Annotated in this window: 8 protein-coding genes, 3 tRNA genes and 1 pseudogene; 3 read left to right on the top strand and 9 right to left on the bottom strand. The window is 58.8% G+C overall.

Annotated elements, in window-relative coordinates:
- Positions 1-89: 89 nt before the first annotated feature.
- Positions 90-3,575, bottom strand: coding sequence for an indolepyruvate ferredoxin oxidoreductase family protein (locus AC0V2S_RS16900; RefSeq protein WP_475510744.1), 3,486 nt, complete (start codon positions 3,573-3,575; stop codon positions 90-92).
- 200 nt (positions 3,576-3,775) lie between these two features.
- Between AC0V2S_RS16900 and AC0V2S_RS16895 the strand changes: the two genes are divergently transcribed.
- Complete coding sequence (locus AC0V2S_RS16895) at positions 3,776-4,249, top strand: Lrp/AsnC family transcriptional regulator (RefSeq protein WP_475510743.1); 474 nt, start codon at positions 3,776-3,778, stop codon at positions 4,247-4,249.
- On the opposite strand, the gene phnN is transcribed toward AC0V2S_RS16895, so the two are convergent.
- Complete coding sequence (gene phnN, locus AC0V2S_RS16890) at positions 4,246-4,800, bottom strand: phosphonate metabolism protein/1,5-bisphosphokinase (PRPP-forming) PhnN (protein ID WP_475510742.1); 555 nt, start codon at positions 4,798-4,800, stop codon at positions 4,246-4,248. The two genes, AC0V2S_RS16895 and phnN, sit on opposite strands and share 4 nt — an antisense overlap.
- A gap of 403 nt (positions 4,801-5,203) precedes the next feature.
- Between phnN and AC0V2S_RS16885 the strand changes: the two genes are divergently transcribed.
- On the top strand, positions 5,204-5,530 hold the full coding sequence (locus AC0V2S_RS16885) for an Arc family DNA-binding protein (protein WP_110617953.1): 327 nt from the start codon (positions 5,204-5,206) through the stop codon (positions 5,528-5,530).
- A gap of 77 nt (positions 5,531-5,607) precedes the next feature.
- Here AC0V2S_RS16885 and mgtE read toward each other — a convergent pair whose 3' ends face one another.
- On the bottom strand, positions 5,608-7,050 hold the full coding sequence (mgtE, locus tag AC0V2S_RS16880; protein WP_475510741.1) for a magnesium transporter: 1,443 nt from the start codon (positions 7,048-7,050) through the stop codon (positions 5,608-5,610).
- Positions 7,051-7,434: 384 nt separating this feature from the next.
- Here mgtE and bamE point away from each other — a divergent pair, with 384 nt between their 5' ends.
- Positions 7,435-7,857 (top strand): outer membrane protein assembly factor BamE domain-containing protein, encoded by a 423-nt coding sequence (gene bamE, locus AC0V2S_RS16875; protein WP_475510740.1) that lies wholly within the window; start codon positions 7,435-7,437, stop codon positions 7,855-7,857.
- A 41-nt stretch (positions 7,858-7,898) separates the two neighbouring features.
- Here the strand turns inward: bamE and AC0V2S_RS16870 are convergent.
- The 6 genes and pseudogenes from AC0V2S_RS16870 to alaS all read right to left on the bottom strand — a co-directional run bounded on the left by AC0V2S_RS16870 (position 7,899) and on the right by alaS (position 12,729).
- A tRNA-Arg gene (locus AC0V2S_RS16870) sits at positions 7,899-7,975 on the bottom strand.
- 94 nt (positions 7,976-8,069) lie between these two features.
- Positions 8,070-8,146 (bottom strand) — tRNA-Arg (locus AC0V2S_RS16865).
- 107 nt (positions 8,147-8,253) lie between these two features.
- Positions 8,254-8,344 (bottom strand) — tRNA-Ser (locus tag AC0V2S_RS16860).
- 61 nt (positions 8,345-8,405) lie between these two features.
- The gene (gene csrA, locus AC0V2S_RS16855; RefSeq protein WP_003283978.1) at positions 8,406-8,591 is read right to left on the bottom strand and encodes a carbon storage regulator CsrA; all 186 of its coding nucleotides are present in this window, start codon (positions 8,589-8,591) and stop codon (positions 8,406-8,408) included.
- Between the two features lie 196 nt (positions 8,592-8,787).
- Positions 8,788-10,023 (bottom strand): aspartate kinase, encoded by a 1,236-nt coding sequence (locus AC0V2S_RS16850; protein WP_475510739.1) that lies wholly within the window; start codon positions 10,021-10,023, stop codon positions 8,788-8,790.
- A gap of 87 nt (positions 10,024-10,110) precedes the next feature.
- A pseudogene (gene alaS / locus AC0V2S_RS16845) lies at positions 10,111-12,729 on the bottom strand (alanine--tRNA ligase).
- Positions 12,730-12,758: the final 29 nt, after the last annotated feature.

Genomic DNA, 12,758 nt, shown 5'->3' with positions numbered 1-12,758 from the left:
TAACGGCGGGCCGCGTTTTTGTCATGTGTTTACCAGGCGCAAAAACGCGGCCGCCCCGGGACAGGACGGCCGCGCAAAACACACCTCAATTACGCAGCAGCCACGTACAACGTCGCTTGCGCACTACCCTCATCACGCAGGGTGCGGCGCAACTCTTCGGCTTGATGCCGAACCGCCAGCAGAGCCTGATCCTTGACGTGACCGTAGCCGCGAATGCGCTCCGGCACCCGCGCCAACGCCAAGGCGCTATGGCGTTTCGCATCGCTCAGGCGCTGCACAATCAAGTCCACATCGGCCTCATACGTGGCAATCAGCTCACGCTCGAGATGCCGTTCATGGCTATAGCCGAACGGATCCAGCCGCGTGCCGCGCAGGAATTTGAACCGAGCCAGCAGCGCAAATGCTTGCAACATCCAGGGACCGAAGCTGCGTTTGCGCAACTCGCCGGTACGCGCGTCGCGCTTGCTCAGCCACGAAGGCGCCAGGTGAAACTGCAGGCGGAAATCGCCTTCGAATTGTGCCGCCAACTGCCGGGTGAATTCGCCGTTGCTGTACAGACGCGCTACTTCGTATTCGTCCTTGTAGGCCAGCACCTTGAAGTAGTTGAAGGCCACTGCCTCGGTGAGTGCCAAAGGCTGGCTGGGGAACAGGCCGGTCTCCGCCGTGCGCACCCGATTCAGCAGATTGAGATAGCGCTCGGCATACCCGTCGTTCTGGTAGTCACGCAGGGTGGCGGCATTGCGCTCGATCCGTTGCTCGAGGGTTTGCGCCTTGTCGGCCAACTGTGCGGCGGCATCGGGCTTGGCCAGTTTGGCCACGGCGTCGGGCGCAAACGCCGCGCGGCGGCCCCACAGAAACGCTTGCTGATTCAGCGCTACGGCGACCGCGTTCAACTCGATGGCCTGATTGATCGCCTCAGCACTCACCGGCACCAGGCCCTGTTGATAGGCGAAACCGAGCATAAACAGGTTGGTGGCGATGCTATCGCCCATCAAACCGGTCGCCAGTTCGGTGGCTTCGACAAAGTGGGTTTTGCCCGCCCCCACCGCTTCCACGATGGCTTGCTGCATTGCCGCGCCGGGGAACTCGGCGTTGGGGTTGCGGGTGAACTCGGCAGTCGCCGCCTCGTGGCTGTTTACCACGGCATGCGCGATTTGCTCGTTGAGTTTAGCCAGGGCTTCCTCGCTGGCAGCTACCACCAGATCGCAGCCCAGCAGCAGGTCGGTTTCGCCGGCGGCAATACGCACGGCGTAGATATCGCTCTGCTGAGCGGCGATGCGGATATGGGTAATCACCGGGCCGAACTTCTGCGCCAGGCCGGCTTGGTCGAGCACGCTGCAGCCCTTGCCTTCCAGGTGCGCCGCCATGCCCAGCAGGGCGCCGACCGTGGTCACCCCGCTGCCGCCAACGCCGGGCAGCAGGATGTTGTAGGGCCGCTTGAGCGTGGGCTGGCGGGGTTCAGGCAGGTCGGGGAAATCGGCGCCATGGCCCAGCGCTTCGGGTTGCCGCAGACGGCCGCCATGCACCGTGACAAAACTCGGGCAAAAACCGTCGACGCAGGTGAAGTCCTTGTTGCAGGAGTTCTGGTCGATCTCGCGTTTGCGCCCTTGCGCCGTTTCCAGCGGCAGCACCGAGAGGCAGTTGGACTTCACGCTGCAATCGCCACAGCCCTCGCACACCGCAGGGTTGATAAAGGCGCGCTTGGCCGGGTCGACCAACTTGCCGCGTTTGCGCCGCCGACGCTTTTCCGTGGCGCAGGTCTGGTCGTAGATGATTACCGACGTGCCTTTGAACTCACGCAGCTCACGCTGCACGGCATCTAGTTCGCGGCGGTGGTGGAAGGTGACGATCGGAGCAAAGCCGGCGCGGCTCGGGTATTTGTCCGGCTCATCCGAAACCAGCGCAATGCGTTTTACCCCTTCGGCAAACACTTGCTGGCTCAGTTGATCGACGCGCAGTTCGCCGTCGATGGGCTGGCCGCCAGTCATGGCCACGGCGTCGTTGTAGAGAATTTTGTAGGTGATGTTCACCCCGGCAGCCACCGCCGCGCGCAGCGCCAACTGGCCGGAGTGGAAGTAGGTGCCGTCGCCGAGGTTCTGGAAGATATGCGGCGTGTCGGTAAACGGCGCCTGGCCGATCCAGGTCGCGCCCTCGCCGCCCATTTGCGTAAAGGTGTCGGTGTTGCGGTCCATCCATTGCGTCATGTAGTGACAGCCAATCCCGCCTTGGGCACGGCTGCCTTCCGGCACTTTGGTGGACGTGTTGTGCGGGCAGCCAGAACAGAAATGCGGGGTACGCACGGTGTTGTGTTTGGGCGCGGCCAGGGCTTTTTCCTTGGCGGCGAGAAAGGCCAGGCGCGACTCGATTTGCTCGCTGGAATAGATCGGTGCCAGACGCTTGGCGATGGCCCGGGCGATCATGGCCGGGGTCAGCTCGCTGAGGTTGGGCAGCAGCGACACGCCCTCTTCGTCGAACTCGCCGACCACCCGCGGGCGTTTATCCACGGGCCAGTTATAAAGCTGACCGGTTAGCTGGTCTTCGATGATGCTGCGTTTTTCCTCAACCACCAGAATCTCGTCCAGGCCCTGGGCGAACTCATGCACCGACACCGGCTCCAGCGGCCAGCTCATGCCGACCTTGAGCACCCGCAGACCCACCTGGGCGCACAGCTCGTCGTCCAGGCCGAGGTCGACCAATGCCTGGCGCACGTCCAGGTACGACTTGCCCGTGGTGATAATACCGAGGCGCGGATTGGGAGAATCGAGCTTCACCTGGTTCAGATTGTTCGCCAACGCAAAGGCGCGGGCGGCGTAAATCTTGTAGGTATTCAGGCGTTTTTCTTGCACCAGCGGCGGGTCTGGCCAGCGGATATGCACACCGCCTTCGGGCAGCTGGAAATCGGTCGGGACTTGCACGGTTACGCGCAACGGGTCGACGTCCACCACGGCGGAAGAGTCGACATTTTCGGCGATGGTTTTCAACGCCACCCAGCAGCCGCTGTACCGCGACAGCTCCCAGCCGAGGATGCCGTAATCGAGTATTTCCTGGACGTTGGCCGGGTTGAGCACCGGAATCGAGGCGGCGATAAACGCGTGCTCGCTCTGGTTGGCGATGCTTGAAGACTTGCAGCCATGGTCATCGCCGGCCAGTAGCAACACACCACCGTGGGGCGAAACGCCGGCGGAGTTGCCGTGCTTGAAGACGTCACCGCAGCGGTCTACGCCCGGCCCCTTGCCGTACCACATGGCGAACACACCGTCGTAGCGCGCGCCTGGAAACAGGCTGGTCTGCTGACTGCCCCACACGGCTGTCGCCGCCAGCTCTTCGTTGACGCCGGGCTGGAAGTGAATGTGGTTTTCTTGCAGAAAGGTTTTCGCTTCCCACAGGCTCTTGTCCAGATTGCCCAAGGGCGAGCCGCGGTAGCCGGAAATAAAACAGGCGGTGTTAAGAGCATGGGCGCTGTCGCGCTGTTTTTGCAGCATCGGCAGGCGAGTAAGTGCCTGGGTGCCGGTGAGGTACAGGTGTCCGGTTGCGAGCCGGTACTTGTCATCCAGGCGGATCTCGGCCAGAGACATAGCGGGCGCTCCTTTTATTTTTATGGCGACCTGGGCGGCGACGGTGAACGCCACCCGTGCTTGTTTCGAGCAGGATCACTGCCCTAAACATATGGCTAAGAATATGAACGGACGGTTCAGCTTTTTTCTTTCTATTTGTGGGCCTCGGAGCCACTCTTGTGCATGAACTATCCAAGAACAAAAACAATTGGGAATGAGTCATGCAGAACCCGCTTAGCCCTATCGATCGGAAGATTCTTCGTCTGCTGCAACACAATGCCGATTTGTCCGCAGCCGAAATCGCAGAGAAGGTCGAGCTGTCGCAGTCACCGTGCTGGCGGCGTATTCATCGCATGCAGGAAGAAGGGCTGATCGAACGCAAGGTCGCCCTGCTCAACCCCGCGCTGCTGGGGTTTTCGATCACGGTGTTCGTCAACATCAAACTATCGGCCCATGGGCGCAATAACCTCACCGAATTCGAGGAGGCGATTGTGGGTTACCCGCAGGTGCTGGAGTGTTTCACCATGGCCGGCGGCTCGGACTACTTGCTGAAGGTGGTGGCCAAAGATATCGCCAGCTACGAGCGCTTCTTGCGCGACCAGTTGCTGCAGCGCCCGCACGTGCTGGAAGCGCATTCAAATATCGCCATGAGCGAGGTAAAGCGCACCACGGAGCTGCCGCTGGATTTGGTTTAGCGGCGGTGCCGGGCAATGAGGTCGAGTAGCGCGGCGACGGTGCGCTCGAAGTGGGAGGAGTTGTCCAGAACGTGCAAGGCGGCATCGTCGGAAGCTTCAGGCTGGAATTGCGCGTTGCGCGCCAGGCGAGCCTCGATTTCCGTCAGCGATTCACGCCCGCGCGCCAATAGGCGTTGGCGCAGTACGTCGGTGTCGACTGTCAGCAGAATCGCCAGCAGATTCGGATAACGGCGCCGCCCCTGGGGAAGATACGCACGAGAGCCGTTGACCAACACATCGTCACCGGCAGCCAGCCATTCATTGATCTGCGCGGGAATGCCGTAGGCCAGGCCATTGGCGCGCCAGCTCATGGCGAAGGCGCCGTCGGCTTCCATGCGGTCGAACTGCTCCGGGCTGACAGCCTCGGCCTCCTCGCCCACCGCTTCGGCAGAACGGGTAATCACCCGCCGCACGATATGGCAGCCCCGAGCCTCAAGCGCCGGGCGAGCGGCTTGCAACAGGCTGTCTTTGCCTGAGCCGGAAGGCCCGACCAGATAAATCAATGTGCCCATCTACCAATACCTCAAGACCACTGCGCGGCATGGCGCACATTCAGCGGCAATCTTGCCTGATCGTCACCAAATGGTGACAAACAAAATGGTGAAACCCCTCTAAAGTGCAGCGTACAGCCTGTGACACCAGGCCAAACATCAGCTTTACTACGCAGCACTGAAGTACCAATTTCATCGACTTTGACAAATGGCGCGCATTTTCGACAGTTGGTGCTGGCACAAAGCCTGTAGCCGGTTCAAAATGCGACACAGATTTGGCGTCAAATAACTGATGCAGTGACTGCTAAGTCAACAGGGGTTTCTTCGCTCCCCGTTGAACGGCTAGTGCTATTGATGGTCAAACCGGTGACAATCATGCAGCCAAGTGCCAGCATCGCTTCCCTGAACTAACCGGTTTAAATGTATGCGCCCTATGAAACAGGCTATTTATTCCAGCCGTACGGCTGACAAGTTCGTCGTTCGCTTACCCGATGGCATGCGCGAGCGCATCGCGGATGTAGCTCGTAATCATCACCGCAGCATGAACTCCGAGATAATCGCCCGCCTCGAGCAGAGCATGCTCCAGGAAGGCTCGCTGGACGAAGACCTGAGCATGCGCCTGGATAGACCGGAACTTTCTTTGCATGAGCGCGAGCTGCTGCAACGGTTTCGCCAACTGTCCCGTCGCCAGCAAAACGCTTTGGTTTCCTTGATCGCCCACGACGCCGAGATGAACGCAGAAGAAGCCTAAGCCGGCCTTCTGCTTCGTTTGAAGCCTCGATAAAAAAACCGCCTCTCGGGCGGTTTTTTTATGTCTCGCGTTTCGGCCTAAAGCAGAAACAATGTTGCTAGGCCGAGGAAGATAAAGAAGCCACCGCTGTCTGTCACCGCCGTGATCATCACACTGGAACCCAGCGCCGGATCGCGCCCCAGGCGAGTGAGTGTCATCGGAATCAGCACCCCCATAAGCGCGGCCAGAAGCAGGTTCAGCGTCATCGCTGCCGTCATCACAATGCCCAACGACCAGCTGCCGTAAAGCATATAGGCGACCACACCGATCACCCCGCCCCATACCACGCCATTGAACAGCGAGACCGCGAGTTCTTTGCGCATCAAGCGCGAGGTATTGCCGGTGCTTACCTGGTCCAGCGCCATCGCCCGCACAATCATGGTAATCGTCTGGTTACCAGAATTACCGCCGATGCCCGCCACAATCGGCATCAATGCCGCCAGCGCCACCAACTTCTCAATGGAACCTTCGAACAAACCGATCACGCGCGAAGCAATAAACGCCGTAATCAGGTTGATGGCCAGCCAGGACCAGCGGTTACGCAGCGACTTCCACACCGAGGCGAAGATATCCTCTTCCTCACGCAGACCCGCCATGTTCAACACTTCGGTTTCGCTTTCTTCACGAATCAGGTCGACCATTTCATCGATGGTCAGACGGCCGATCAGCTTGCCGTTCTTATCAACGACAGGCGCGGAAATCAGGTCGTAACGCTCGAACGCTTGCGCAGCGTCGTAAGCATCCTCATCCGGATGGAAGCTCACCGGATCATCAGCCATGACGTCAGCTACTTGTTTGTCCGGGTCGTTGACCAGCAAACGCTTGATTGGCAACACGCCTTTGAGCACGCCGTCGTAATCGACCACGAACAATTTGTCGGTATGGCCTGGCAGCTCTTTCAAGCGGCGCAGATAGCGCAATACGACTTCCAGGCTGACGTCTTCACGGATGGTGACCATCTCGAAGTCCATCAGTGCGCCGATCTGATCCTCTTCGTACGACAACGCTGAACGCACGCGTTCACGCTGCTGCGCATCGAGGGTTTCCATCAGTTCATGTACAACGTCGCGCGGCAATTCGGGGGCAAGGTCGGCGAGTTCGTCGGCGTCCATGTCCTTGGCGGCAGCGAGAATCTCGTGATCGTCCATGTCGGCGATCAGGGTTTCTCGAACCGAGTCGGATACTTCGAGCAGGATGTCGCCGTCGCGCTCAGCCTTGACCAACTGCCATACGGTCAGGCGGTCATCGAGCGGCAACGCTTCGAGAATGTGGGCAACGTCGGCGGAGTGCAGATCATCGAGCTTGCGTTGCAACTCGACGAGATTCTGCCGGTGGACCAGGCTTTCGACCCGTTCCTGATGTTGGCCTTCCTGACGGTGCGTCAGGTCTTCGACCAGCTTTTGACGATGCAGCAGTTCAACGACTTGTGCGAGTCGGTCCTGCAGACTTTCTTGCGGCTTTTTTGCTTCTACTTCTGTCATAGCACACTCCACCCCAGCGGAAGAGCGCGCCAAGGGGATCAATCAGTCAATTCATGATTGGTAAAGCGAGGTTTTGAGCTACTACTGGGTAAGTCCATGATTGCAATCCATAAGCCCCGGCGAGGCTGACCGGCAAATGATACCACTGCTCCTAGGCTTTGCATGCGACAAAATCTAGGCAAGAACAAGCGCTTGCGCCATAAAGCTAGGTTTTTTCTGAATCATATGTACGACGCGCTGGAAACTGTGTGAGGCACTCCAGATCGAACAAAAACAGGCGTAGGGTGATCCTCCAACTGTCACGGAGGACACACTCATGTATCCCGCGCTCCATTTACTCATCACCTTATCCGCGCTCTTTCCCCCACGCTTTTTGCCGCCACCGTGCACCGCTGCGAAGCCCCCGACGGCCACGTCACCTTTACCCACCTGGGTTGTCCGAGCGACCAGCAATTGCAGCTGCACGATGCCGATAACCCGCCGCCGGGTAGCATCACCCCGCAAACCGTCCAAAAGCCCGAAAAAGCAGCCAGTAAGTCCCAGCCCAAAGAAGAACATCGCACGATCGCCGGCACTGCCGAGCGTCAGGACGGTTGCGGCAACCAGGTAACCGCCAGTGCACGGCGCAAGGCGATGATCAATAAGGAAGTGAGGGCGGGAATGACTCAGCGTGATGTCGAAAGCATGCTGGGCAAGCCAGACAGCATCAGCAGCCAAAATGGCAAGGTGCGCTACAGCTACGTGGAAAAACAGAGCGGACGTAAACGTAGCGTGAGTTTTGATAGCGACGGCTGCGTAAAACCGTAGGCAATAAAAAAGGGCCTGCATGTCTGCAGGCCCTTTAAATATGGTGCACTCAGGAGGATTCGAACCTCCGACCGCTCGGTTCGTAGCCGAGTACTCTATCCAGCTGAGCTATGAGTGCAAATTACAACTTTCAACAACGATTCAGAGACTCTCTTGTTACATCTCTGACTTAAACTGCGGACTTGTTTTAGCAACAAATCACGCTATTTAAATGGTGCACTCAGGAGGATTCGAACCTCCGACCGCTCGGTTCGTAGCCGAGTACTCTATCCAGCTGAGCTATGAGTGCATTGTGACGCAAATTATAAAGCTTCGAAACTGATGGTCAATCAATTTTTCCAGTAATTTCAACGACTTAGCGCTTAAACCCTAGAACATCAATTTCGTTGAAATTAATGGCGGAGAAGGGGGGATTCGAACCCCCGACACCCTTTTGAGGTGTACTCCCTTAGCAGGGGAGCGCCTTCGGCCACTCGGCCACCTCTCCGCAACACGGGGCGCATGATATCCATGTTTTCCCCGTTTGCAAAGCCAAAAATTGATAAAAATTAGTGGCTTGGTTCTTGGTCCTTCTCTTTCTGGATGCGCTGGTAAATTTCCTCACGGTGCACAGCGACTTCCTTCGGCGCATTTACGCCAATTCGCACCTGATTACCTTTAACGCCCAACACGGTGACAGTGACATCGTCACCAACCATCAGGGTCTCTCCGACCCGGCGAGTCAGAATCAGCATTCCCTTTCTCCTTACGGATTACAGTTCAGGACAACTAGACAGTCTGCAAAAATTAAAATGGTGACGGCAGCGGTGCATATCAACCCACGCCGCTTCCGTCACCCAAGTATTGACTAGTGTAGACAGAAAGAAAGTTCCACCTACCCCGCCAAAAAGACAAAAGGCGCGGAATTAACCGCGCCTTCCGAATAATCGCTTAATCGCCCTGCCGGGCTGGGGCATCCAGCTCGAAGGCGGTGTGCAGTGCACGCACTGCCAGCTCCAGGTATTTCTCTTCGATCACCACCGAAACCTTGATTTCGGAGGTCGAGATCATCTGGATATTGATGCTTTCCTTGGCCAGCGCTTCGAACATACGGCTGGCAACGCCCGCGTGGGAACGCATGCCAACACCAACGATCGATACCTTGGCAATCTTCAGGTCGCCGCTGACTTCCCGCGCATTGATCTCGCGCGCCGTCTGCTCCAGCACTTGCTGGGCGTTCTGGTAGTCGTTGCGGTGCACGGTGAAGGTGAAATCGGTGGTGTTATCGTGCGCGACATTCTGCACGATCATGTCCACTTCAATGTTCGCGGCACTGATCGGGCCGAGAATTTTGAAGGCTACACCGGGGGTATCCGGCACGCCACGGATGGTCAGCTTGGCTTCGTCGCGGTTGAAGGCGATGCCGGAGATGATCGGCTGTTCCATGGATTCCTCTTCATCAATAGTAATAAGGGTGCCCGGACCCTCTTGGAAGCTGTGCAGCACGCGCAGCGGGACGTTGTACTTGCCGGCGAATTCCACCGAGCGAATCTGCAGCACCTTGGAACCCAGGCTGGCCATTTCCAGCATTTCTTCGAAGGTGATCTTGTCCAGGCGACGGGCCTGGGGCACTACGCGTGGGTCGGTGGTGTAAACGCCGTCCACGTCGGTGTAAATCTGGCACTCGTCAGCCTTCAAGGCTGCCGCCAGCGCCACGCCGGTAGTGTCGGAACCGCCACGGCCGAGAGTGGTGATGTTGCCCTGCTCGTCCACACCCTGGAAACCGGCTACAACCACCACGCGACCGGCCTTGAGGTCAGTGCGAATCTTCTGGTCGTCGATCTGCAGAATGCGCGCTTTGTTGTGCGCGCTGTCGGTGAGGATGCGCACCTGGTTGCCGGTGTACGACACCGCTGGCACGCCGCGTTTGATCAACGCCATGGCCAAAAGGGCAATCGTCACCTGCTCACCGGTGGACACCATGACATCCAGCTCACGTGGAACCGGTTGGTCGCTAATCTGCTTGGCCAGGTCGATCAGGCGGTTGGTTTCACCGCTCATGGCCGACAACACGATCACCAGCTCATTGCCGGCCTCGTGGAATTTCTTGACCTTCTCGGCCACCTGCTCGATACGCTCGACGGTGCCGACGGAGGTGCCCCCAAACTTCTGTACGATCAAAGCCATTTGCAGCTGCCTCAGCCCCTCATTAATCAATCGCCTCGACCCGTTGCCAGTGCCTGCTGGGCGGCAGGCGGCAACTTGAGTCGAGCGTTATAGACCCTGTTCGACGAAAGGCACGGTCAGTGCCAGCGCGGCGTCCAGTGCGCCGGCATCAACGCCGCCGCCCTGAGCCATGTCCGGGCGACCACCGCCCTTGCCGCCGACCGCTTGTGCGGCCTGCTTCATCAAATCACCGGCCTTGAGCTGCGCGGTCAGGTCCTGGGTAACGCCTGCGACCAGCACAACTTTATCATCGCTCACCCCGCCAAGCAGGATCACTGCGCGGCCGAGCTTGTTCTTCAGTTGGTCGACCAGCGCCAGCAGCGCCTTGCCATCCAAACCATCCAGACGATGGGCGAGTACCTTCACGCCTTTCACATCAATAGCCGAACCGGAAAGATCATCGCCGGCCGCGCTGGCGGCCTTGGCTTTGAGTTGCTCCAGTTCTTTCTCCAGCTGACGGTTGCGCTCAACCAGACCACCGAGCTTGTCCAGCAGGTTGTCACGGTTGCCTTTGACCAGCACCGCCGCTTCTTTCAGTTGTTCTTCAGCACCATTCAAATAGGCCAGGGCTGCAGCGCCCGTCACCGCTTCGATACGACGCACGCCAGCGGCCACGCCGCCTTCGCTGATGATCTTGAACAGGGCGATATCGCCGGTGCGCTCTGCATGGATACCACCGCACAGCTCCCACCGAGAAGCTGCCGCCCATGCTCAGTACACGTACGTTGTCGCGTACTTCTCGCCGAACAGCGCCATGGCGCCTTTGTTCTTGGCGGTTTCGATATCGGTTTCTTCGGTTTCGACCGCCGTGTTCTTGCGAATCTCGGCGTTGACGATGTCTTCCAGCGCCTTGATCTGCTCCGGTTTGATCGCTTCGAAGTGGCTGAAGTCGAAACGCAGACGCTGGCTATCCACCAGAGAGCCCTTCTGCTGTACGTGCTCGCCCAATACCTGGCGCAGCGCGGCGTGCAGCAAGTGAGTTGCCGAGTGGTTCAGCGAGGTCGCTTTGCGGACGTCCGCTTCCACATTCGTTTCCACCGCGGCGCCTACTTGAGGCTGCCTTCGGTGACCACGCCGTGGTGCAGAAATGCGCCGCCGGCTTTGGTCGTGTCACGCACATCGAAACGCACGCCGCTGGCCTGAAGGAAACCGCAATCACCAATCTGGCCGCCGGACTCAGCGTAGAACGGCGTCTGGTCGAGGACCACAACGCCTCTTCACCCGCCGCCAAGCTATCAACCGCCTGACCCGCCTTGAACAGAGCCAACACCTTAGCGCTGCCGCTGGTGGCTTTATAGCCGAGGAATACGGTTTCGCTGTCGACTTTGACTAGGCTGTTGTAGTCCATGCCAAACGAGCTGGCGGAGCGGGCGCGCACGCGCTGGGCTTCCATCTCACGCTCGAAGCCGGCTCATCTAAGGTCAGCTCGCGTTCACGGGCGATGTCGCCGGTGAGGTCCATCGGGAAACCGAAGGTGTCGTACAGCTTGAAAATCACTTCGCCGGAATCACGGTGCCTTTGAGCTCGGCCAAATCTTGCTCGAGAATCTTCAGGCCCTGCTCCAGAGTTTTGGCGAACTGCTCTTCTTCGGTTTTCAGCACGCGCTCGATATGCGCCTGCTGCTGTTTCAGTTCCGGGAATGCCTCGCCCATCTCGGCAACTAGGGCCGCAACGATCTGGTAGAAAAGCTGCCCTTGGCCCCCAGCTTGTTACCGTGGCGGCAAGCACGACGAATGATGCGACGCAGCACGTAGCCACGCCTTCGTTGGACGGGGTTACGCCGTCAGCAATCAGAAAGCCGCAGGAACGGATATGGTCGGCCACCACTTTCAGCGACGGCTGATCATCGTTGGTGCAACCAATGGCCTTGGCGCATGCGGCCAGCAGGCTTTGGAACAGGTCGATTTCATAGTTCGAGTGCACGTGCTGCAGCACGGCGCTGATCCGCTCCAGGCCCATACCGGTGTCTACCGACGGCGCTGGCAACGGGTGCAGCACGCCGTCGGCAGTGCGGTTGAATTGCATGAAGACGTTGTTCCAGATTTCGATGTAACGGTCGCCGTCTTCTTCCGGCGAGCCGGGTGGGCCACCCCAGATGTCGGCGCCGTGATCGAAGAAGATCTCGGTGCAAGGACCGCACGGACCGGTGTCGCCCATGGTCCAGAAGTTATCGGACGCGTATGGCGCGCCTTTGTTGTCGCCAATACGGACCATGCGCTCAGCCGGCACGCCGACTTCCTTGGTCCAGATGTCGTACGCCTCGTCATCGCTGGCGTACACCGTCACCCAGAGTTTTTCCTTGGGCAGGTTCAGCCATTGGTCCGAGGTCAGAAATTGCCAGGCGTAGTTGATCGCGTCGCGCTTGAAGTAGTCGCCGAAGCTGAAGTTGCCGAGCATTTCGAAGAAGGTGTGGTGACGCGCGGTGTAACCGACGTTTTCCAGGTCGTTGTGCTTGCCGCCGGCGCGTACGCACTTCTGGCTGCTGACGGCGCGGGTGTAGGCGCGTTTTTCCTGGCCCAGGAAGCAGTCTTTGAACTGGTTCATGCCGGCGTTGGTGAATAGCAGCGTCGGGTCATTGCCCGGAATCAACGAGCTGGAAGCAACACGGGTATGACCCTGTGCTTCGAAGAAGCGGAGGAAGGCTTCACGGATTTCTGCGCTTTTCATAAATTTTTCCACGGGAAAGGCGGCGATCT

The organism is Pseudomonas sp. CC11G (assembly GCF_056174845.1).
The sequence above is the reverse complement of the archived record's forward strand: the minus strand, read 5'-3'. Positions and strand labels throughout refer to the sequence as shown.

What these genes read in the sequence shown, in the direction of transcription:
- AC0V2S_RS16900 (WP_475510744.1), bottom strand. Translation starts at nt 3,575, where the DNA reads ATGTCTCTGGCCGAGATCCGCCTGGATGACAAGTACCGGCTCGCAACC.
- AC0V2S_RS16895 (WP_475510743.1), top strand. Translation starts at nt 3,776, where the DNA reads ATGCAGAACCCGCTTAGCCCTATCGATCGGAAGATTCTTCGTCTGCTG.
- phnN (WP_475510742.1), bottom strand. Translation starts at nt 4,800, where the DNA reads ATGGGCACATTGATTTATCTGGTCGGGCCTTCCGGCTCAGGCAAAGAC.
- AC0V2S_RS16885 (WP_110617953.1), top strand. Translation starts at nt 5,204, where the DNA reads ATGCGCCCTATGAAACAGGCTATTTATTCCAGCCGTACGGCTGACAAG.
- mgtE (WP_475510741.1), bottom strand. Translation starts at nt 7,050, where the DNA reads ATGACAGAAGTAGAAGCAAAAAAGCCGCAAGAAAGTCTGCAGGACCGA.
- csrA (WP_003283978.1), bottom strand. Translation starts at nt 8,591, where the DNA reads ATGCTGATTCTGACTCGCCGGGTCGGAGAGACCCTGATGGTTGGTGAC.
- AC0V2S_RS16850 (WP_475510739.1), bottom strand. Translation starts at nt 10,023, where the DNA reads ATGGCTTTGATCGTACAGAAGTTTGGGGGCACCTCCGTCGGCACCGTC.